The 21508-nt window shown below is 64.1% G+C and carries 21 protein-coding genes and 2 tRNA genes; 8 read left to right on the top strand and 15 right to left on the bottom strand.

Translation table 11 applies throughout. The annotated features are described in order from the left end of the window. Positions 1–97 precede the first annotated feature (97 nt). The 3 genes from KAK11_RS05680 to KAK11_RS05690 are packed head-to-tail and all read left to right on the top strand — an operon-like array spanning position 98 to position 3161. Entirely contained in the window at positions 98–802 is a 705-nt protein-coding gene (locus KAK11_RS05680; protein WP_210807127.1) for a Crp/Fnr family transcriptional regulator, read from the top strand. A gap of 30 nt (positions 803–832) precedes the next feature. After that, entirely contained in the window at positions 833–1909 is a 1077-nt protein-coding gene (locus tag KAK11_RS05685) for a phosphotransferase family protein (protein WP_210807129.1), read from the top strand. Between the two features lie 34 nt (positions 1910–1943). Continuing rightward, positions 1944–3161 carry an acyl-CoA dehydrogenase family protein gene (locus KAK11_RS05690; RefSeq protein ID WP_210807131.1) on the top strand — a complete coding sequence of 406 codons (1218 nt, stop codon included), beginning with the start codon at positions 1944–1946 and terminating at the stop codon, positions 3159–3161. Here the strand turns inward: KAK11_RS05690 and KAK11_RS05695 are convergent. Beyond that, the gene (locus KAK11_RS05695) at positions 3149–3832 is read right to left on the bottom strand and encodes a hypothetical protein (RefSeq protein WP_210807133.1); all 684 of its coding nucleotides are present in this window, start codon (positions 3830–3832) and stop codon (positions 3149–3151) included. The genes KAK11_RS05690 and KAK11_RS05695 overlap by 13 nt on opposite strands. Positions 3833–4080: 248 nt before the next feature. Here KAK11_RS05695 and KAK11_RS05700 point away from each other — a divergent pair. Next, positions 4081–4157 (top strand) — tRNA-Arg (locus KAK11_RS05700). Between the two features lie 90 nt (positions 4158–4247). Here KAK11_RS05700 and KAK11_RS05705 read toward each other — a convergent pair. Together KAK11_RS05705 and rraA are read right to left on the bottom strand one after the other, a co-directional pair. Then, positions 4248–4324, bottom strand: a tRNA-Pro gene (locus tag KAK11_RS05705). A 36-nt stretch (positions 4325–4360) separates the two neighbouring features. Beyond that, positions 4361–4855, bottom strand: a complete 495-nt coding sequence (rraA, locus tag KAK11_RS05710) for a ribonuclease E activity regulator RraA (protein ID WP_210807135.1) — start codon at positions 4853–4855, stop codon at positions 4361–4363. 190 nt (positions 4856–5045) lie between these two features. On the opposite strand from rraA, the gene yedA reads away from it, so the two are divergent. Next, complete coding sequence (gene yedA / locus KAK11_RS05715; protein ID WP_210807137.1) at positions 5046–5942, top strand: drug/metabolite exporter YedA; 897 nt, start codon at positions 5046–5048, stop codon at positions 5940–5942. On the opposite strand, the gene KAK11_RS05720 is transcribed toward yedA, so the two are convergent. Continuing rightward, a complete protein-coding gene (locus KAK11_RS05720) occupies positions 5887–7158 on the bottom strand; it encodes an MFS transporter (RefSeq protein ID WP_210807139.1) in 1272 nt (423 codons plus the stop codon). The two genes, yedA and KAK11_RS05720, sit on opposite strands and share 56 nt — an antisense overlap. 86 nt (positions 7159–7244) lie before the next feature. Here KAK11_RS05720 and nadA point away from each other — a divergent pair, with 86 nt between their 5' ends. The 3 genes from nadA (at position 7245) to KAK11_RS05735 (ending at position 9666) form a co-directional block, all read left to right on the top strand. Next, a complete protein-coding gene (gene nadA, locus KAK11_RS05725) occupies positions 7245–8360 on the top strand; it encodes a quinolinate synthase NadA (RefSeq protein ID WP_210807141.1) in 1116 nt (371 codons plus the stop codon). A gap of 13 nt (positions 8361–8373) precedes the next feature. Further along, a complete protein-coding gene (nadC, locus tag KAK11_RS05730) occupies positions 8374–9243 on the top strand; it encodes a carboxylating nicotinate-nucleotide diphosphorylase (RefSeq protein ID WP_210807143.1) in 870 nt (289 codons plus the stop codon). A gap of 138 nt (positions 9244–9381) precedes the next feature. Further along, complete coding sequence (locus tag KAK11_RS05735) at positions 9382–9666, top strand: late competence development ComFB family protein (RefSeq protein ID WP_210807145.1); 285 nt, start codon at positions 9382–9384, stop codon at positions 9664–9666. Between the two features lie 9 nt (positions 9667–9675). On the opposite strand, the gene KAK11_RS05740 is transcribed toward KAK11_RS05735, so the two are convergent. From KAK11_RS05740 to KAK11_RS05790, 11 genes are all read right to left on the bottom strand, one after another. Further along, on the bottom strand, positions 9676–10833 hold the full coding sequence (locus tag KAK11_RS05740) for an HD-GYP domain-containing protein (protein ID WP_210807147.1): 1158 nt from the start codon (positions 10831–10833) through the stop codon (positions 9676–9678). Between the two features lie 9 nt (positions 10834–10842). After that, positions 10843–12549, bottom strand: a complete 1707-nt coding sequence (gene nadB, locus KAK11_RS05745) for an L-aspartate oxidase (protein WP_210807149.1) — start codon at positions 12547–12549, stop codon at positions 10843–10845. Positions 12550–12601: 52 nt separating this feature from the next. Next, positions 12602–15202 carry an ATP-dependent chaperone ClpB gene (gene clpB / locus KAK11_RS05750; protein ID WP_210807151.1) on the bottom strand — a complete coding sequence of 867 codons (2601 nt, stop codon included), beginning with the start codon at positions 15200–15202 and terminating at the stop codon, positions 12602–12604. A gap of 144 nt (positions 15203–15346) precedes the next feature. Further along, positions 15347–15829 (bottom strand): flavin reductase family protein, encoded by a 483-nt coding sequence (locus tag KAK11_RS05755; RefSeq protein ID WP_210807153.1) that lies wholly within the window; start codon positions 15827–15829, stop codon positions 15347–15349. A gap of 101 nt (positions 15830–15930) precedes the next feature. Continuing rightward, positions 15931–16320, bottom strand: a complete 390-nt coding sequence (gene crcB, locus KAK11_RS05760) for a fluoride efflux transporter CrcB (protein ID WP_210807155.1) — start codon at positions 16318–16320, stop codon at positions 15931–15933. Then, on the bottom strand, positions 16307–16789 hold the full coding sequence (locus tag KAK11_RS05765; protein WP_210807157.1) for a molybdenum cofactor biosynthesis protein MoaE: 483 nt from the start codon (positions 16787–16789) through the stop codon (positions 16307–16309). The genes crcB and KAK11_RS05765 overlap by 14 nt, the downstream gene beginning before the upstream one ends. 4 nt (positions 16790–16793) lie before the next feature. Continuing rightward, a complete protein-coding gene (locus tag KAK11_RS05770) occupies positions 16794–17045 on the bottom strand; it encodes a MoaD/ThiS family protein (RefSeq protein ID WP_210807159.1) in 252 nt (83 codons plus the stop codon). A 10-nt stretch (positions 17046–17055) separates the two neighbouring features. Further along, on the bottom strand, positions 17056–17445 hold the full coding sequence (locus KAK11_RS05775; protein WP_210807161.1) for an MAPEG family protein: 390 nt from the start codon (positions 17443–17445) through the stop codon (positions 17056–17058). Positions 17446–17508: 63 nt separating this feature from the next. Then, positions 17509–18753: a molybdopterin molybdotransferase MoeA gene (locus tag KAK11_RS05780; RefSeq protein ID WP_210807163.1), complete on the bottom strand. Its 1245-nt coding sequence runs from the start codon at positions 18751–18753 to the stop codon at positions 17509–17511. A 9-nt stretch (positions 18754–18762) separates the two neighbouring features. Further along, positions 18763–20175 (bottom strand): threonine synthase, encoded by a 1413-nt coding sequence (gene thrC / locus KAK11_RS05785; RefSeq protein ID WP_210807165.1) that lies wholly within the window; start codon positions 20173–20175, stop codon positions 18763–18765. Between the two features lie 17 nt (positions 20176–20192). Further along, the gene (locus KAK11_RS05790; protein WP_210807167.1) at positions 20193–21503 is read right to left on the bottom strand and encodes a homoserine dehydrogenase; all 1311 of its coding nucleotides are present in this window, start codon (positions 21501–21503) and stop codon (positions 20193–20195) included. Between the last annotated feature and the right edge of the window lie 5 nt (positions 21504–21508).

The raw sequence follows: 21508 nt of genomic DNA on the forward strand, positions 1-21508 counted from the left end.
ATCTGCGGATTTCCACCCCACAAGCCCCACTCGCGCCACCCAACCCCTCGAAATCCCTCAGTACTCTGTGCCGCGCTTGTCGCGTCAGGGACAAGCCATGACACCCCCCATTCTTACAATCGACGAAAGACATAACATTGATTCCGGCGCATGGTTCTCCTCGCTCTCACAAGGTCTGCAAGCAGCCATCCTGGCTCGGGCTTATGTGCGTCGCTTGCCGGATGGCACCAGCCTCGCCGCACGCGGGCAGCCGGCAGAGGACTGGATCGGTGTAGCCAAGGGTGCCGTTCGAGTCAGCTCGGTCTCCTTGGCCGGCAAGCAAGTTGCCTTGACCTACGTCGAGCCGGGTACGTGGTTTGGCGATATCGCCCTGTTCGATGGCCTGCCCCGAACTCACGACGCATCCGCACATGGTCCAACCACCTTGCTCGTGATCAGAAAACCAGATTTCAAGGAATTGCTGGCCCAGCATATCGAGTTGTACGAGGCGCTCTTGCGTTTGAACTGTCGCCGTCTGCGACTGATGTTCAATCTGATCGAAGACCTGAACACCAAACCACTTCGCGCCAGACTGGCCAAACAATTGCTATTGCTGGCCAAGAGTTACGGCATTGCCCAAGGCGAAGAGATTCGGATCGGCTTGCAATTGGCTCAAGAGGACCTGGCCCAGTTGCTTGGAGCGTCGCGACAACGCGTGAACCAGGAACTCAAGGAATTGGAGCGCGATGGCGTCCTCAGGGTCGAGCCCACTCGCTTGGTGGTTCTGTCGCGCGACAAATTGCTGGCGGCCGCCGAAAAGTAATCAGCCGGATTCCTCCGGCAGGAGGAAATCATGGATCAGTACATCGGCACGCGCCCCGTCGCTGAGGCACACCAGTTCGACCTCATCGCACTCGAGCATTGGCTGAGTGCCCATCTGCCTGGCTTTGCGGGCCCGGTCAGCGTAGAGCAATTCAAGGGCGGTCAATCGAACCCCACCTTTAAGTTGGTCACGCCGTCCAAAGCCTATGTCATGCGGGCCAAGCCGGGGCCGGTCGCCAAGCTGCTGCCGTCGGCACACGCCATTGAGCGGGAGTTTCGGGTGATGCAGGCCTTGCGCCAGTCTGCCGTACCCGTGGCGCAAATGCATGTGCTTTGCGAGGACGAGTCTGTCATCGGCCGTACCTTTTATGTGATGGAGTTTGTCGAAGGCAGAGTGTTCTGGGACCCTTCCCTGCCGAGTCACAGCGTGGCGGAGCGCAGCGCTCTCTACGACGACATGAACCGGGTGATCGCCGCACTGCACAGTGTGGACTGGGCGGCTGCAGGACTGGCCAGCTATGGCAAACCGGGTAGCTACTTCGAGCGACAGATTGGTCGCTGGAGCAAGCAGTACCTAGCCTCGGTCACGGGCCCCAATCCGGCGATGGACAAGCTCTTGACCTGGCTGCCTGAACACCTGCCGGCCAGCGCCAAGGACGAATCGCGCGTCGCCATCGTCCACGGCGACTATCGTCTCGATAACCTGATTTTCCACCCGACTGAGCCGCGTGTATTGGCGGTTTTGGACTGGGAGCTCTCCACCCTAGGCCACCCCCTGGCTGACTTCAGCTACCACTGCATGGCTTGGCACATCCCGCCGGGCACCTTCAGAGGCATGGCCGGCCTGGACTTCATGGCGCAAGGCATCCCAACGGAGAGGGCTTACGTTGAGCGTTATGCCGAGCGAACCGGCTGGGGCAATGTCGACAGCCTGATGGCCGACTGGAACTTCTATTTGGCCTACAACCTGTTCCGCATCGCCGCCATTGCCCAAGGCATTGCCAAGCGAGTCGAAGCGGGCACAGCGGCCAGCGCTCAAGCCCGCGCCACCGGCGCCGCGGCGCCTGCCCTAGCCGATTTGGCATGGGGCTTTGCCCAGAAATTTTGACTTCCACTTCACCCCTCAACCCCAAGGACCTCGCATGGACTTCGGCTACTCCCCCCGCACGCAGGAACTTCAGGCCGCTGTGCGAGCCTTTATGGATGAGCACATTTACCCCAACGAGGCCCGTTACTGGGCTGAACTGGAGGCCAACACCCAAGCCGGCAAGCGCTGGTCCCCTCTGCAAGTCATTGAAGACCTGAAGCCCAAAGCGCGTGCGGCGGGGCTGTGGAATCTGTTCTTGCCTGAGAGTGAGCTGGGCGCCGGTCTGACCAACCAAGAGTACGCTCCCCAGGCTGAAATCATGGGCCGCGTGCCTTGGGCCAGCGAGGTCTTCAATTGCTCGGCGCCCGACACCGGCAATATGGAGGTCTTGGTGCGCTACGGCAGTGAGGCCCACAAAGCCGAGTGGCTGGCGCCATTACTGCGCGGCGAAATCCGCAGCGGCTTCGCCATGACCGAGCCCGCTGTGGCCTCGTCCGACGCGACCAATATCGAGGCGCGCATCGAGCGTGACGGCGACGAGTACGTCATCAATGGCCGCAAGTGGTGGACCAGCGGCGCTGGCGACCCGCGCTGCAAAGTCCTGATTTTCATGGGCAAGACCGACCCGACGGCACCGCGGCATTCCCAGCAGTCCATGATCTTGGTGCCCATGGACAGCCCGGGCTTGAAAGTGCTGCGTCCCTTGAGCGTGATGGGCTACGACGACGCGCCCCATGGCCACATGGAGATTGACTTCCAGAATGTCCGTGTCCCCGCCAGCAATCTTTTGCTGGGCGAAGGTCGGGGCTTTGAGATTGCTCAGGGCCGCCTGGGGCCTGGCCGCATCCACCATTGCATGCGGCTGATCGGACTGGCCGAGCGCTCACTGGAGTTGATGTGCAAGCGCGCGGTGTCGCGCACGGCATTTGGCAAGACGGTCGCCCAGCAAACCGTGACCCAAGAGCGCATTGCCGAAGCCCGCTGCATGATCGACCAAGCCCGCTTGCTGACCTTGAAGGCCGCCTGGATGATGGACGTGGCCGGCAACAAGAGCGCCAAGGCGGAGATCGCGATGATCAAGGTGGTGGCGCCCCAAATGGCCTGCCAGGTCATTGACTGGGCGATTCAGGTGCACGGCGCGGCCGGCCTGAGCCAGGATGTGCCACTGCCCTACTACTACACCTTGGCGCGCACCTTGCGCTTTGCCGATGGCCCCGACGAGGTCCACCGCAATGCGATTGCCAAAATGGAGTTGGGCCGCTACAGCGCCTGAGGCTGGCTCTCTGAGAACGGCATGGCCTGCTGCCATGCCGACTCAAACACGGCGACCGCGGCTTCCAGGCGGTCGGGGCATGGCGTGTCCATTTGCACCCGCCAGACCAACTCACCACGCTTGACCATCAGCGCCATCGCTGGGGTGTTGGGCCAGCCCTCCCGCAGCCCTTCAGGCACGCCTGCGAAGGCCAGCAAGCGAGAGGCAAAGGGCTCAGCCAACCAATCCCCCATCCAGCCTGGCACATTGCCCACGGCTTCAAAAGGCCCGCCCAGAGCTCCCAAGCGTCTGGGACTCAAGTGGTGGCCCATGGCCAGCCATCGCATCTCTTCTGGCAGGTGTTCATCCAACTGGGTTTTGACGCCTTGGGTCGACTGCGCAAAGACCTGCTGCTCCAGTTGAGCCATTAAGCCAGCGGGCATGAGCACTGCGAAAGTTTGCGGGTCGATGCCCACCATGGCGCGCAGGCGCAACTCATGGCCAGACAAGTAGCTGCGCTGAGAAACGCCCCACTCCAGGCGCCAAGGGCTGCGGCCACCAGGCTCGATCACAAAGCCTTCGCCGTCCCGATTTCGTTTCAAGGTCCAGCCGCGCGCTGCACACCGTTTGCGCAGCGCCGCTGACGCGGCGCTGGCATCGTTCCCAAACCAATGGCCAAGCAGGCTCATCATGCTGGAGTCAACCCCGTTGGAGGAGCGTGAAGTCTGCAAGTGTCACCTTCAGGCAAGCGGCAATGCGCTGCGAAACTCATGGGTTCATGCACCTCATCCCAGGTGCGCTTGATGGCTTATCGGCATCTGCGCCAAAGACCAAAAGGATTATTTGAAGCCATTGGTAACGCGGCAAAAGCTCAGGCTGTGGCCTCTGACCCATTGGCCCGTCCTTTTCGGGACGAGAGACACTAGAATCGCGCCCTTCACTGCCCGTAGCTCAACTGGATAGAGCAGCTGCCTTCTAAGCAGCAGGTCGGGGGTTCGAGTCCCTCCGGGCAGGCCACAACGCAGGCCTGTAGCAGTGCCGCCGCGAAAAAAAAGCGCCTTCGATATGAAGGCGCTTTTTTGGGCTTTCGAGAAAGCCTGAAGAGAATGGTCGGGGCGGCGGGATTCGAACTCGCGACCCTCTGCTCCCAAAGCAGATGCGCTACCAGGCTGCGCTACGCCCCGACTAAGCTGCGCATTCTAGCCTGAGAAATCGCTGTTTCAGCGCGCGGGCATCACAACAATGCCATCTTCATCCGCCACCAGCCATTCGCCGGGGCGAATCCAAACCTCACCACACTGCACCGGCACATCACGCTGGCCTTGGTTTTGGCGGTCTGTGGGCATGGGGATCAAGCCCATCGCACGCAGGCCGATCGCGCATTGCGCCAACTCCGCCTTGTCGCGCACCGCCCCGATCACCACCACGCCGGCCCAGCCGTTCTTGGCGGCGTCCGCCGCCAGGTTGCCACCGATCAGCGAGCGGCGCAAAGAGCTCCCGCCATCCACCACCAGCACGCGCCCCAGGCCCGGTGATTGCACGGCCTCTTTGACGCGCGAGTTGTCTTCGAGGCAGCGCACCGTGGAGATCTCGCCCTCAAATCGAACAACGCCACCGTAATCGGTGAACCAGGGTGGCAGGACGCGAAAACTGCCGGAGGAATCGCTTTTGTAGGTGTCGCACAAATCGCAAGTCGACGACGAAAGTGTGTTCATGAGTCTCATAGTCCTTGAATGCGGGTCAGCCCAAGCCTAGCGCAGATGCCCCACAACAAATTGACAGTCCGGCAATGGCCGCAGGCCCCAGGCAACTCAGCCTGATTTGCTGGCCAAGGCAACGCTGATCAAGCTCCCACTGATGCCCGCGCAGCGGGGGAGTTCTTCAGCGTTGCCCTAACATGCCCGCATGACATCCCAGGAACAAGCCAGTGGTCACCCCACGCTCAGCCCCCTCATCATCGCCTGCTTGGCTGCCACTTGGCTGATCTGGGGCTCCACCTATCTGGCGATCAAGTTCGCCCTCGTGAGCTTCCCCCCTTTTCTGCAAATGGGCAGCCGCTTCATCACTGCAGGCGTCCTGCTCATGGCTTGGATGAAGTGGCGCGGCGCCCCTTGGCCCACGGCTGTCGAGTGGCGCAACGCTGTGGTGATCGGCGGGCTGATGCTGGGTGGCGGCATGGGGGGCACCGGCGTGGCCGAGGAGACAGTGGGCTCGGGTCTGGTGGTCGCCTTCATTGCCGTCATTCCCTTGATGATCGCCGCACTCAACCGCTGCTACGGCATCAAGACCGGCGCGATGGAGGGCGCTGGCATTGCCGTGGGCTTGGTGGGCGTCTTGATGCTGACCCAGGGCTCAGGGTTTCAAGCCTCCATACCCGGCTTGATCGCCATCACCGTCGCTTGCGTCACCTGGTCAGTGGGCAGCGTGCTGAGCCAGCGCAATTTTCCGCTGGCCCCCGGTGCGATGGGCTTTGCCTCTGAAATGTTGTGTGGTGGTGCGGTGCTGATGGTGCTGGCAGCCATGGCCGGCGAAAAGGCTCAATGGCCGCCCGAGCCCAAGGCCTTGGCGGCTTGGGCCTATCTCGTGATCTTCGGCTCCTTGATCGCCTTCAATGCCTACATGGTGCTGCTGGCACGGGCGTCGGCAGGCTTGGCCAGCAGCTACAGCTTTGTGAACCCGGTGATTGCGATGCTGCTGGGCGTCAGCCTAGGCGGAGAGGTCGTCACCGGCTTTGAATGGGCCGCCGTCAGCGTGGTGCTGCTGGGCGTGGTGCTGTTGGTGGCTGGGCGGCGCTCACCCTGACATGCCGGCCCACCAAGGCGGCCGAGGCCACCCCGGCCAACAGGGCTGCAGCGGCACCCCACAACACGCCGCGGGGGCTGCCGCCATCGAGCAAGGCGCCGAACACCGGGGCCGCCAAGGCAAAGCCAATGTCCAGGCCCGAGTACACCGTGCCATAGACCCGGCCCGTCGCCCCCGGCGGTGCCGCGCGCTTGATCAACATATCGCGCGACGGGCCGGCCAAGCCCGTGCCCAAGCCGGCCAAGGCCGTCAGCGCCACGGCCCAGGCCGCGGGCACCACGCCGCTGCCCACCAAGAGCAGCAGGCAGGCCGTGCCCATCAGGCAGGCGGCGATCAAGCGCTCCAAATGCAGCGCCTTGCCCGCCAAGAAGCCGCCCAAGACCATGCCCAAGGCACCGCAGACCATATAGCCCGTCACCACCATCGAGGTGGCCGTCAAGGGCAGGCCATACAGGCTTTGCAAGGCTGGGCTGGCAAAACTTTGGATGGCCGACAGCGAGCAGGTCGTCCAGAAAAAGAAGGAAAAGCACAGCCACACCGAGGGCAGGCGCAAAAAGGCCAGGCTGTGCTCCTGCGGCCCTGCTGAGGCGGGCTTGCTGGGCTCAGCGGCCAACGTGTCGTCCAGCGCAGCGGCTTGCCACACCAGCACCGCCAGCACCAGCACCGCCCACAGGCCTGCACAGCCCGCGGCCATGCGCCACGAGCCGCTGGCCGCATAGAGCCCCGTCAAGAACAAAGGGGCGGCCGCCCAGCCCAAGTTACCGGAGATGCCGTGCACCGAAAACGCATGGCCCAAGCGTGCGGGCGAGACCCGCTTGTTCAAAATGGTGAAGTCAGCGGGGTGGAACGGCGCATTGCCCAGGCCCGCCAAGGCTGCGGCCAGCATCAAGCCGCCAAAGCCTTGGGCCGACGCCGCCGCCGCAGCCGCCAAGGCAAAGCACACCATGGCCCCATAGAGCACCGGTCGGGCACCGACCTTGTCCACCACAAAACCGGCTAAGGCCTGGCCCAGCCCTGAGATGACGAAAAATGTGGTGACCAGCAAACCGAGTTGGGCATAGCTGAACCCAAACTCCGAGATCAGCATGGGGAACAGCGGCGGCAGGAGCATGTGAAAGAAATGCGAGGTGCCATGCGCCAAGCCCACCAGGGCAATGGTTCGCCAGTCTTGATGAGCGCTGCTGGTGAGTGCGATTGAGCTAGCCATGGCTGACATGGTAAGGCCGAGCGGGCGCCAGCGCGGCCCGCCATCCGCTACCATTGCCGCCCCGGACATTTGTGGCCGCCGCGGCGGCCCCTGACATGAGCACTTCCACCAGCTACGAGTACACCCGGCAAGATGCCACGGGCAGCAGTTGCACCGTGCAGGCCTGGGCCAAAGTACCGCCTGCCCTGAGTGGCGCGCAGAAGACCGAGTTGATCGCCAAGGCGCGCGCCTTGCTTGAATCGCGCAATGCCGTGTTGGTGGCGCACTACTACGTGGACGGCGATCTGCAGGACTTGGCCTTGGCCACCGGTGGCATCGTCGCCGACTCTCTGGAGATGGCCCGCTTTGGGCGGGACCACGCGGCTCAAACCTTGGTGGTGGCCGGTGTGCGCTTCATGGGTGAGTCCGCCAAGATCCTCTCGCCCGAGAAGCGGGTGCTGATGCCGGACCTGGACGCCACCTGCTCGCTGGACCTGGGCTGCCCGCCCGACGACTTCGCCGCCTTTTGCGATGCCCACCCAGACCGCCAAGTCGTGGTCTACGCCAACACCAGCGCGGCGGTGAAGGCCCGGGCCGACTGGATGGTGACCAGCTCCTGCGCCTTGGCCATCGTCAAACACCTCAAGGACAGCGGCCAGAAAGTGCTGTGGGCGCCGGACCGCCACCTGGGCCGCTATGTCCAGCAAGAAACCGGCGCCGACATGCTGCTGTGGAATGGCGCCTGCATCGTCCACGACGAGTTCAAGGGCACCGAACTGGAACTGCTGAAGGCCCAACACCCTGAGGCGATGGTCTTGGTGCACCCAGAGTCCCCTGAGAGCGTGGTGGCCTTGGCGGATGTGGTGGGCTCCACCTCGCAGATGTTGAATGCGGTGGTCAACGGCCCAGCCCGCGAATACATCGTCGCCACCGACAACCTCATCATGCACCGCATGCGCCAGCTCGCACCAGGCAAGGTGCTGATCGAAGCGCCCACGGCGGGCAATGCCGCCTCCTGCAAGAGCTGCGCCCATTGCCCTTGGATGGCGATGAATGGCCTGCAAGGCGTGGTGGACTGCTTGGAGCATGGCCACGGTGAGATTCAGGTGGAGGCCAGCCTCGGCCGACAAGCCCAGGCCTGCATCACACGCATGCTCGATTTTGTGAAAGCCAATCCCTCTGCCCTCGCGCCCAAGGTGCAAGGCATGGTGCGCGGTATCGGTGCCGCCTGACACGAAAGACACTATGTTCGACCACAACGAAACCCTGGAACAGGCGCGTTCGCGCAATGTGCGAGACGCCTTGATGGAGGACATTGGCCAAGCCGACTGGACCAGCCTCTTGGTGCCGCAAGACCAGCGCGTTCAAGCCCGCGTGGTGGTCCGAGAGGCCGCTGTGCTGTGCGGCCGTGACTGGTTTGACGCCTGCATGCTGGCCTTAGACCCCAAGGCCCAGGTCCGCTGGTTCCATGAGGAAGGAGCAGACATGGCCGCCAACACGCCGGTCTGCCAGATTGAGGCCCAGGCGCGTGCGCTCTTGTCCGCCGAGCGCCCTGCCCTGAACTTCCTGCAATTGCTCTCCGCCACGGCCACCGTCACACGGCGTCATGTGCAGGCCATTGAAGGGGCCTCGCCCAACCCGCGCGGCTGTGTGGTGCTGGACACCCGCAAGACCTTGCCGGGCTTGCGCCAAGCCCAGAAATACGCGGTGCGCGTCGGTGGCGGGCGCAACCAACGCTTGGCCCTGTGGCATGGCATCTTGATCAAAGAAAACCACATCGCCGCGGCCGGTGGCATTGCAGCTGTGCTGGCCAATGCGGCTGCGCTGAACGCCGGCGTGGACATTCAGATTGAAGTCGAAAGCTTGGCTCAGCTGCAAGAAGCGCTGGACGCTGGCGCCACCAGTGTCTTGCTGGATAACTTCAAGCTCAGCCAAATGCGCGAGGCCGTCGCGCTGAATGCGGGGCGCGCCTTGCTGGAGGCCTCGGGCGGCATCAGCCTCGAAGGCTTGCACCATATCGCGGCCACGGGTGTTGACCGCATCTCGATTGGCAAGCTGACCAAAGACGTGCTGGCAACAGACTACTCGATGCGCGTTCTAGGGCCGCTGGGCTAGAGACCGCCGCCAGACGCCCCAATGAGCAGAAAAGCCCGCCTGAAGCGGGCTTTCTGTCGTTTGCAGCGCAAGCTCTGGGCGGGCAGACTCTGAGAATCTCAGCAGCGAAAGGGCTGGCCGCAGGCTGGCGTGCGCGTCATGGACATCGACTCTATCCACAACTGGTTCGAGAAGGCTGTATTCAACGCCGTTTCGGATCACGCCAAGCACTTCCCGCACCTCAGCAGCGACGCGAATGCCCTGGCTGACATCGCCTGCGTGGCCCTGAACCGCCTGCCCCCGCGCTACATCCGGCACGAGGTGGATTTGGCCTTCTACCAGACCGAGCACGAACGCACCGAGTCCGAGCGCAGCGTGCTGGAAGCCGTGGAGTTTGCTTTCGGCTTTGTCCAAGCGCGCAATGCCATGCGGGCACGCACCTGAGGCTCGTCCTCAGGCAAAGATATAGCCGTAGACCCGCTCTGGCATCACGCGCGTCAGCCCTTGCCGTTCGGTGTGGGGCCCCAGCACCGCAAACTCCGGCTCACTGGTGTCGCGCACATGGGTCTCGACCACCGGTTTGCCTTGCCGATTGGTCAAGGTGGCGACCTTGGGCGTGGTGGCACTGGGGCCACGCCGCACCACCACCCCCACCTCACCGCTCTTCAAATCCACCAAGTCACCCGGCGGATACAAGCCCAATGCCTTGATCAAGCCCGCCGCCATGGGCCCGCCGCGCTCGTCTTGAAAAAGCTGCTTGGCCGCTGCCTGTAGGTTCATGGCCGGACGAAACGCCCGAGGGCTGATCTTGGCGGTGAAAACATCCGTCACGCGCAGCGCATGCGCCAGCTCGCTGATCGCGGTCAGCCCCGACGGATAGCCCGTTCCATCGGGCCGTTCATGGTGCTCACGCACCGCCAGCAGCCAGGCCTCGTCTTGCACACCGGCGCTGCGCAAAAGCTGCTCAGAGGCCTGCGGATGGGCGCGGATCTGGTCGATCTGCTTGCTGCTGGGTGGGTCTTGCTGCTGCGCCATGCGCGCCTGCAACTCCAGGGTGGAGACGTTCATCGTCAAAGAGGCACAGAGCAAGCTGGCCGTCTGGCCAATGGGCCAGCCCAATTGCCGAGACAGCACCATCCCGATGGTGGCGGTGTGCAGGGCATGCAAGAGCGCATACAGCGCGAAGCGTGGCTCGTTCTGCCGAATCGTCATGAACAGCGCGACATCGGTGTCCCGGCTGATCAGCTGCGCCAGACGCAACGCCAACGCATTGATGTCAGCGGCGCAGGACTGGCCGGCCAGCACCTTGCGCAGGACGGCGTCAAGCTCCCAGACTTTCTTCTCCCACAGGTCGAAAATCGACTCCTTGCGCAGCACAGCCGCGCGCGCAGGCGCTTGGTCCTTGTAGCGGTCTTTGAGGGCCTGCACCTCGTGGGTATGCGCCCAAGCCCCGCGGGCCAGCAGCATGTCCAACTGGGTATCGCTGACGATGCGCTGCCCCGCGGCCAAGAGCAAGCGGTCAAACTCGTCCATCACATCGAAGGGCAGCGCCTCGCCGAGCAGGATCAAGTCCTTGACAGAGGCCAGCGGTGTGCGTTGAACCTCAGTCATCCAGGCTCCTCAGCGCGGCAGGCTGCGCGCTTCGCGCGTCAAGACGGTGGGAAAGCTCACCGGCAGCGTGTGCGGGAAGTCGCGGCTGAAATGCAGGCCACGGCTCTCGTGGCGCAGCAGGCCCGAGCGCACGATGAGCTCGGCGCAAACCACCAAGTTGCGCAACTCCAGCAAGTCGCGTGTCACGCGGAAGTTGGCGTAGTAGTCGTCGATCTCACCCTTGAGCAGCTGAATACGGTGCAAGGCCCGCTCCAGCCGCCGCGTGGTCCGCACGATGCCGACATAGTTCCACATCAAGAGGCGCAGCTCGTCCCAGTTGTGGGCAATCACCACTTGCTCATCGGCATCTTCCACCAAGCTTTCGTCCCACGAAGGCACCGCTGCCGTCGCGGCCACGGGGGTGTTCAAAATGCCATCAGCGCAGGTGCGGCCAATGACCACACACTCCAGCAAGGAGTTGCTGGCCAGGCGGTTGGCGCCATGCAGGCCGGTGTAAGTCGCCTCGCCCACCGCAAACAGGCCGGGCAAATCGGTGCGGCCGGACAAGTCCGTCACCACGCCCCCGCAGGTGTAATGAGCCGCCGGCACCACGGGGATGGGCTGCTTTGCAATGTCTAGACCCAAGCTCAGGCAGCGCGCATGGATGGTGGGGAAATGCTCCTTCAAAAAGGCTTCGCCCAGGTGCGTGGCGTCCAGCCACACATGGTCCACGCCGTGGCGCTTCATCTCAAAGTCAATCGCGCGGGCCACGATGTCCCGCGGTGCCAGCTCAGCTCGTTCATCATGCGCCGGCATGAAGCGTGAGCCGCCCACGCCGCCGGGCAAGCCCTCGGGAAGGCGCAGCACCGCGCCCTCCCCGCGCAGGGCTTCGGTGATCAGAAAGCTGCGCTCTTGGGGGTGATACAGGCAGGTGGGGTGGAACTGGATGAACTCCATATTCGCCACCCGACAGCCGGCCCGCCAAGCCATGGCGATGCCGTCCCCGGTGGCGGTTTCGGGGTTGCTGGTGTAGCGATAGACCTTGCCCACCCCCCCCGTGGCCAAGACCACTGCACGCGCGGGCAAGGTCTCGACCCGCTGGGCGCCAATGTCCAAGGCGTAGACGCCATAGCAGCGCGGGCCTTCTTCAGGCTGGCCCACATGGCGTGAGGTGATCAGGTCCACCGCCATCCAGCGCTCCCGCAGCGTCACCAAAGGGTGGGCTTGGGCTTTGGCCAAGAGCGCGTCGTGGATGGCTTTGCCCGTGGCATCCGCCGCATGGGCGATACGCCGCACGGCATGGCCGCCTTCGCGAGTCAGGTGCAGGCCCAAGGGGCCGTCCGGGTCCGGCGAAAACGGCACGCCTTGGTCCACCAACCAGCCCACGGCCTGTGCACTGTTCTCTGCAATGAATCGAGCGGTTTGCTCGTCCACCAGGCCGGCACCCGCGTCTTGGGTGTCGCGGACATGAGACTCGACGCTGTCGTCCGAGCCCAACACGCCCACGATACCGCCCTGAGCCCAGGCCGTCGCGCCTTCGCCCAGGTTGCGCTTGGCCAGCACTTCCACCCGCTGCCCTTGTGAGGCCAAATGCAAGGCCACCGTGAGGCCTGCCAAACCCGCGCCGACGATGACCACCGGCAATGCCCCCGCAGCCTCAAGGGCGCCCGACGACGGGGCGGCGCTGTTGCGCGGTGGGGGCGTGTTCGTGGCCTCAGGGCCGGGTGTAGAAGTCATGCGCTCCTTCGGTCTGCGGTGCGTGTGAAGTGCGCGGATTGTAGGGGCGCCCTCAGTGCACGATACGCCCGAAGTTGAACTCGCCGTCCAACACGGTGATGGGCACCACATCCTTGGGGCCAAAGCGGCCTTCCAGCACCAGGCGCGCCACCGGGTTCTCGATGCGCTGCTGGATGGCACGCTTGAGCGGACGGGCACCAAACACCGGGTCAAAGCCCACCTTGGCAATTTCCGCCAAAGCTTCCGGCGAGACATCCAAGCCCATGTCCATCTTGGCCAGGCGCGACTCCAAAATCTTCAACTGAATCTTGGCGATCTCCTGGATGTTGGCTTCATCCAGCGCGTGGAAGACCACGGTCTCATCAATACGGTTAAGGAACTCAGGGCGGAAGTGCTGCTTGACCTCGCCCCACACCGCCTCACGGATCACGGAGGTCGGCTGGCCCGACATCTGCATGATCATCTGTGAGCCCAGATTGCTGGTCATCACGATCACCGTGTTTTTGAAGTCTACGGTTCGGCCTTGGCCATCGGTCAAGCGGCCATCGTCCAGCACTTGCAGCAGCACATTGAAGACATCCGGGTGGGCCTTCTCGACCTCGTCCAGCAAGATCACGCTGTAGGGCTTGCGGCGCACGGCTTCCGTCAAGGTGCCGCCCTCGTCATAGCCCACATAGCCCGGAGGCGCACCGATCAAGCGGCTGACGCTGTGCTTCTCCATGAACTCGCTCATGTCGACGCGGATGAGATGCTCCTCGCTGTCGAACAAAAAGCCGGCCAAGGCCTTGCACAGCTCGGTCTTGCCCACGCCCGTGGGGCCGAGGAACAAGAAGCTGCCCAAGGGGCGGTTCGGGTCTGACAGACCGGCGCGCGAGCGCCGAATGGCGTCGGCCACGGCCACGATGGCCTCTTCTTGGCCCACCACGCGCTCGTGCAGCTTGCCCTCCATCTTCAGCAGCTTGTCGCGCTCGCCCTGCAGCAGCTTGGAGACGGGAATGCCCGTGGCACGCGCCACCACTTCAGCAATCTCTTCGGCGCCCACCAGGGTGCGCAGCAGTTGCGGGCGCTGGCCCTCTTTGGCGCCTGCGGCTTTGCCAGACTCTTTGGCCTGCGCTTCCTTGAGCTTTTTCTCCAGCTCGGGCAGCTTGCCGTATTGCAGCTCGGCCACCTTGTTGAAGTCGCCCTTGCGCTTCCACTCTTCGATCTGGAAGCGGATGCGGTCGATCTCTTCTTTGACCTGAGCCGAGCCCTGCGCGGTGGCCTTTTCGGCCTTCCAGATCTCTTCCAGGTCAGCGTACTCGCGGTCCAGCTTGACGATCTCTTCTTCGATCAGGCCCAGGCGCTTTTGGGAGGCCTCGTCCTTCTCGCGCCGCACGGCTTCGCGCTCGATCTTGAGCTGTATCAGCCGCCGATCCAGCTTGTCCATCACCTCCGGCTTGGAGTCGATCTCGATCTTGATCTTGGCCGCGGCCTCATCGATCAGGTCAATGGCTTTGTCGGGCAAGAAGCGGTCGGTGATGTAGCGGTGGCTCAACTCGGCGGCCGCCACGATGGCCGGGTCGGTGATCTCGACGCCGTGGTGCACCTCGTACTTCTCTTGCAGGCCGCGCAAAATGGCAATGGTGGCCTCCACCGTCGGCTCGCCCACCAGCACCTTCTGGAAGCGGCGCTCCAGTGCAGCGTCTTTCTCCACGTATTTGCGGTATTCGTCCAAGGTGGTGGCGCCAATGCAATGCAGCTCGCCTCGGGCCAAGGCCGGCTTGAGCATATTGCCGGCGTCCATCGCACCTTCGCCCTTGCCCGCGCCCACCATGGTGTGCAGCTCGTCGATGAAGAGAATGATGCGGCCTTCGTCCAGGGCCACCTCTTTGAGCACGGCCTTGAGCCGCTCTTCAAACTCGCCCCGGTACTTGGCACCGGCCAGCAGGCCCGCCATGTCCAGCACCAGCACGCGCTTGTTGCGCAGGGTGTCCGGCACCTCGCCGTTGACGATACGCTGAGCCAAGCCTTCGACAATGGCGGTCTTGCCCACACCGGGCTCGCCAATCAGCACCGGGTTGTTCTTGCTGCGGCGCTGCAGCACCTGGATGGCGCGGCGGATTTCATCATCCCGCCCAATCACCGGGTCGAGCTTGCCCTGGCGCGCGCGCTCGGTCAGGTCCAGTGTGTACTTTTTAAGCGCTTCGCGCTGGCCTTCAGCCTCGGCCGAGTCCACGGTTTGCCCGCCGCGCACCGCGGTGATGGCGGCTTCCAAAGCCTTGCGGGTCAGGCCGTGGCCACGCACCACGGCAGCGATGTCGGTCTTGGCATCTGCCAAGGCCAGCAAAAACATCTCGCTGGCAATGAATTGGTCGCCCCGCTGGCCCGCTTCTTTGTCCGCCTGTTGCAACAGTTGCACCAGATCTCGGCCGGCCTGCACGGCGCCGCCGCCTTGCACGCTGGGCAAAGCACCGATGGCCGTCTCCATGGCCGTCTTCAAGGCGGCGGTGTTGGCGCCTGCGCGGTCCAGCAAGGCCTTGGGGCCGTCGGGCTGGGCCAACATGGCAGCCAAGACGTGGCTGGGTTCGATGTAGGGGTTGTCGCGCGCCACAGCGAGGCTTTGAGCCTCAGAAAGCGCTTGTTGAAAGGCGGTAGTGAGCTTGTCGAGACGCATGGTGAATGTCCTCCAATGCGTCCGAGATTAGGCGCAGGCGTCTGCTTTTCAAGCCCTGGTGGGCGTCAAACCACACTCAGGCTTGATGCAGCGCAAACTCGCCGAGCCCAGAACGACCAGCTCTAGCCAAGGATGGGCAAGGGATCAGAGTACCCGCCCAAGATGCCGGTAGTGACCGGCCTGGAAGACCAGCGGCGGTACATCATGCTCTTGCAAGCGCAGCACGCGGCCCACAAAGAGTTCATGGTCACCGACGGTGATGCGTTGCTCCGTCGCGCACTCGAACACGGCTGCGGCATGGGCCAACACCGGTGAGCCCCCCTCCCCGGCCGACCATTCACCTTCCGCAAAGCGGTCGGGCATGGGGCTGGCAAAGCGGCGCGACAGCGGCATTTGCGTCTCGGCCAAGACATTGACGGCGAAATGCCCGGCCTCGACAAAGGCCGGCAATGCTTGACTGCTGACCCGCAGTGACCACAAGACCAACGCAGGGTCCAGCGAGAGCGAACTGAAGGAGTTGACGGTCAGGCCCACGCGCTGGCCCTTGGGGTCCAGGCAGGTGACGATGGTGACGCCGGTGGCAAAGCGACCGAATGCGCTGCGCAGCGCGGCGGGATCAATGGGCATGGGAGGTGAATGTTAGTGCCAAGCCAGCCGCTCTATGTCGGCCAGCCTGAAAGACCGTGAAGCAAGGCCTGGGAAAAAGTCGCAGGGGCGCGGGCGGAGCGTCAGACCCAGCACTGGCGCCCCAGCCACCACCCCGCGGCCACGGCCAGCAAGGCGCCCAGCACATGCGCCAAGCTGTGCAGCAAGGCCAGCCCCGCATCCCCCCGCAAAAGCAGCCCCAGCGATTCAGCCGAAAACGTCGAAAAGGTGGTCAAGCCCCCCAGGCCGCCGGTGACCAGCAGCAAGCGCAGCGACTCGTTCGGATGCTGCTCAAACCACACCAGGCTCAGGCCAATCAGCAGCCCGCCGACCACGTTCACGGCCAGCGTGCCTGCCGCAAAGGGCAGCGCCAAGGGGTTGAGCCACAGGCCCACGCGCCAGCGCAGCACCGCGCCCAGCGCGCCGCCCAGGGCCACCATGGCGCCCCAGCGCAGGGTGTCAGACACCAGCATTGGGGGCGGCAATGCCCCAGCGCGCCAGCGCCGCGTCGTCACTGACGCGGGCATCGACCCAACGGGCGCTGCCATCGGCCAGGGTTTCTTTCTTCCAGAACGGGGCTTGGGTCTTGAGGTAATCCATCAAGAACTCACAGGCCTGGAAGGACTGGCCGCGATGAGCCGAGCTGACCGCCACCAAGACAATCTGATCCAGCGGCTGCAGCACACCCACGCGGTGAATGACCCGCGCGGCACGAATGTCGAAGCGCTTGAGCGCTTCATCAATCATCGCCTCGATGGATTTCTCCGTCATACGGGGGTAGTGCTCCAGCTCCATCACGCTGATGCCTTGGCCGTCGTTGCGGTCCCGCACCGTGCCCAGGAAGGTACACACGGCGCCCACGGCAGGGTCCGCCGCGCGCAGGGCCGCCACTTCGCCGCTGAGGTCGAAGTCTTCGGTTTGGATGGAGACGCGTGGCTGCATGGCGTCAACCCCCTGTCACCGGAGGGAAGAAGGCCAACTCATCGCCGTTTTCCAAGGGCTCGGCCTCAGAGCACGCGGTTTGATTGCGCGCTGCCCGTAGGGCGCGGCCCCGCGCCAAGGCTTGCGCATAGGGCTCACCACGGGCCAGCAGTGCATCGCGCGCCTGAGCCACCGTGCTGCCCTCGGGCAGGTCCAGACTGCCCTCCGCACCCAGGGCCTCACGCAGGGAGGCAAAAAACTTCAGTCGAACCTGCATGGCGTCTTGCTCAAGCAACTTGGGTGGCTCGCACAGCCCCGACCAGGCCTGCCAGCAAAAGGCCCATGATGGGCACGTAACTCAGCATAAAGCCCAAGCCCCGGCTGGGCGGGTCCGTGATGTAGGCCTTGAGGTAGAGCAGCCGCCCCAGCAGGTAAACCAAGCCCGCACCGGCGACCCACTCAGGTGTCCAGTATTTGGCCGCCAGCCAGAGGCTGGGCAAGAGCACCGGCAGCAACTCCAGCGTGTTCATCTGCACGCGGTAGAAGCGCTCAAACATTTCGTCGCCGCTGGTCGCCGGCGCCTTGACGCCGTATTTGCCACGCGCGCGGCCCACCAACATGCCAAAGGCCAAGTACTGGGCCACGGCCAGCAACATCACAGCTTCAACCCATGCCATCAAAGGCTCCTTTTGTCATCACCACCGCCTCCACCGAGGCTGAGCCACAAGCTCGTGGCCGAATCATCCCGCCGTCAGCAAACCCAGCGGCAAGAAGCGCACGGTATCACCGGCTGCGATGGCCTGCCCGCCAGGGTTATCGACCAAGCCGTCCGCCCACACGGCCGAGGTCAGCACGCCCGAGCTTTGGTTCGGGAACAGTTCCACCCCGCCTTGCGCGTTGAGGCGCACGCGCAAGAACTCCCGGCGCTTGTCCGGCTTGGCCCAGGCAAAGTCGGCCCTGACCAGCAGGCTGGCCGGTAAGCGGCATGGCGCACCTTGTAGGCCGCGCAGCAGCGGTGCCACAGCCAGCACAAAGGTCACAAAGCTGGAGACCGGATTGCCGGGCAGGCCCATCAGCAAGGCCTCGCCCGCGCCCGTGGCACGCCGGATGGCGCCCACCGCCAGCGGCTTGCCCGGCTTGATGGCCATCTGCCACAGGTCGATGCGGCCCTCTGCTTGGGCGGCAGGCCGCAAATGGTCTTCTTCGCCCACCGAGACACCGCCAGAGGTCAAGATCAAGTCATGCTGAGCCGCTGCTTGGCGCAGGACATCGCGGGTGGCATCGAGCCGGTCTGGCACGATGCCCAGGTCCGTCACCTCACAGCCTGCAGCTTCCAGCAGGCCGCGCAGGGTGAAGCGGTTGGAGTTGTAGATGGCGCCTGGTTTGAGCGGCTCACCGGGCATCACCAATTCATCACCGGTGGAGAACAAAGCCACCCGCGGGCGACGCACCACGCTCAAGCTGGCTGCGCCCACGGAGGCTGCCAGCCCCAAGGCCTGCGGCGTCAGGCGCTGGCCTGCGGAAAGGACGACTTGGCCGTGGGACACGTCCTCGCCGCGCCGGCGAATCCATTGGCCCAGGGCCGGGACGACGCCCACTTTGACCTGTGCGGAACCGTCAACGTCCAGGGCCTCGCACTGCTCTTGCATGACCACCGCATCGGCACCCGGCGGCACCTGCGCGCCGGTGAAGATGCGTGCTGCCGTGCCCGGCTGCAAGGGCTGGCCCACCACGCCAGCCGGGATGCGTTGGCTGATGGGCAGCACCGTGCCCACGGTGGGCACGTCTGCCACGCGCATCGCGTAGCCGTCCATCGAGGTGTTGTCCTCAGGCGGCACATCCAGGCCGGAGGTGACTGGCGCAGCCAAAACCCGGCCCAGGGCCGAGAACGTGGAGACCGTCTCCACCTCACTCAAGCGGTGTTGCTGTGCCACCTCGCCCAAGCGGGCGAGGACCTCGTCAAAATCCAGCAGCGGTGCGCGCATCTCGGAGCCTCAATCGCAATGCGTGCGAATGTATTGCTTGATCACGTCAGCCTGTGGTGGCACCACCGTGAAGCGCTTGGGCAGGGCTTCGATGCCCTCCAAGCCCGCTGGACGGGTCGGCTCGCGCCCTAAGGCCTCTTGAATGGTGGCAGCAAACTTGGCCGGCAAGGCTGTCTCGAACACGATCATCGGCACGCCGGCCTCAACCCGCTCGAAGGCCACCTTCACACCGTCGGCCGTGTGAGTGTCCACCATGTCGCCAAAGCGCTCATAGGTGCTGCGGATGGTGGCCAGACGGTCCGCGTGGGTGCTGCGCCCAGACTGGAAACCATAGCCCGCAATGGCCGCGGTTTCTTCGGCCGTCAGGCTAAAGGCGCCTTGCTTTGCCAGCGTTGGGCCAAACAGCGCTGCCGTGCGCGCGCCGTCGCGGCCCAGCAAGTCGAACACAAAGCGCTCAAAGTTGCTGGCCTTGGAGATGTCCATCGACGGGCTGGAGGTCTCGTGCGTCTCGGCACTGCCGCGCACGCGGTAGGTGCCCGTGCGGAAGAACTCGTCGAGCACATCGTTCTCGTTGGTGGCCACCACCAACTTGGCAATGGGCAGGCCCATCATGCGGGCCACATGGCCGGCACAGACGTTGCCGAAGTTACCCGAGGGCACGGTGAAGCTGACCTGCTCCGCGTTGCTCTGCGTGGTCTGAAAGTAACCCGCAAAGTAGTACACCACCTGAGCCAGCAAGCGGGCCCAGTTGATGGAGTTGACGGTGCCGATCTTGTACTGGCGCTTGAAGGCGAGGTCGTTGGAGACCGCCTTGACGATGTCCTGAGCGTCGTCGAAGACGCCTTCCACCGCCAAGTTGTGGATGTTCGCATCTCGCAGGCTGAACATCTGTGCCTGCTGGAAGGGGCTCATGCGGCCATTCGGGCTGAGCATGAAGACGCGCACGCCCTGCTTGCCGCGCATGGCGTACTCGGCCGCGCTGCCGGTGTCACCACTGGTGGCCCCCAAGATGTTCAACTGCTCGCCACGCCGCGCCAGTTCGTACTCGAAGAGGTGGCCCAGCAACTGCATGGCCATGTCCTTGAAGGCCAAGGTCGGGCCATTGGAGAGCGCCTCGATCAGCACGCCGGAGTCGCCCAGGCGACGCACCGGCACGATCTGCTCGCTGCCAAACACGGCCGCAGTGTAGGTCTTGTGCACCAAGGCCTTCAGGTCCGCCGCCGGGATGTCGTCGATGTAGAGCGACAGAATCTCGAAGGCCAGATCGGCATAGCTCAGACCGCGCCAGCGGGCCAAGGTGGTTGCGTCCACTTGGGGGTAGCTGACCGGCAGATACAGCCCGCCGTCGGGCGCCAAGCCCTCGAGCAGGATCTCGCAAAAGCGGCGCTGTGTTTGGTCGCCGCGGGTGCTGATGTACTTCATGCGTGCGCGCCAGGCCCTCAGGCCAGCTCCTCCTTGCGGATGGCCACAATGGGGGCCAGCACAGTGGTCAGCGCTTGCATGCGGGCCAAGGCGGTGCGCATCTGACCTTCGATGGTGTCGTGGGTCAGGATGATCAGGTCGGTCTGCTTCTCACCGTCTTTGCTTTCGCGCTGCAGCACCGCGTCGATGGAGATGCCGTTCTCAGCCAAGATGGTGGTGATGCCCGACAGCACGCCGGCTTCGTCAGCCACTGTCAAGCGCAGATAGAACGCCGTTTGCACCTGCTCGATCGGCAAGATCGGGGTGTCGGCCAGAGCATCAGGCTGGAAGGCCAAATGGGGCACGCGATGGTCCGGGTCGGCCGAGGCCAAGCGGGTGATGTCCACCAGATCAGCCACCACGGCCGAGGCGGTGGGCTCAGAGCCCGCACCCTTGCCGTAGTACAGCGTGGTGCCTACGGCGTCGCCCTGCACCACCACCGCATTCATCGCCCCTTCGACATTGGCGATCAGGCGCTTGGCCGGCACCAAGGTCGGGTGCACGCGCAGCTCGATCCCGCTGTCGCGGCGCTTGGTGATCCCCAAGAGCTTGATGCGATAGCCTAGTTGCTCGGCATAGCGAATGTCGGTGGCCGACAGCTTGGTGATGCCTTCTACATGAGCCTTGTTGAACTGCACCGGCACGCCAAAGGCGATGGCGCTCATGATGGTGGCTTTGTGGGCGGCATCCACCCCTTCGATGTCGAAGGTCGGGTCGGCTTCGGCATAGCCCAAGCGCTGGGCTTCCTTGAGCACCACATCAAAGTCCAGGCCCTTGTCGCGCATCTCGGACAAGATGAAGTTGGTGGTGCCGTTGATGATGCCGGCGATCCACTCGATGCGGTTGGCCGTCAGGCCCTCGCGCAGCGCCTTGATGATGGGAATGCCACCGGCCACTGCAGCCTCAAAGGCCACGACCACGCCCTTGGCGCGGGCCGCGGCAAAAATCTCGCTGCCATGCACGGCCAGCAAGGCCTTGTTGGCGGTGACCACATGCTTGCCAGCGGCAATCGCCTCCAGCACCAAGGTCTTGGCAATGCCATAGCCGCCGATCAACTCGACGACGATGTCGATGTTGGGGTTGGCAATGATCTCGCGAGCATCGCCCACCACCTTGGCGGCATCGCCCACGATGCTCTTGGCGCGCTCGACGTCGAGATCGGCCACCATGGTGACTTCAATCCCCCGGCCGGCACGGCGCAGAATTTCTTGTTGATTGCGCTGCAGCACCTTGAAGGTGCCCGAGCCAACCGTACCGATGCCCAAAAGGCCAACCTGGATGGGGTTCATGTCAC

This window comes from Ideonella paludis, from assembly GCF_018069865.1.
Taxonomy (GTDB): Bacteria; Pseudomonadota; Gammaproteobacteria; order Burkholderiales; family Burkholderiaceae_C; genus Ideonella; species Ideonella paludis.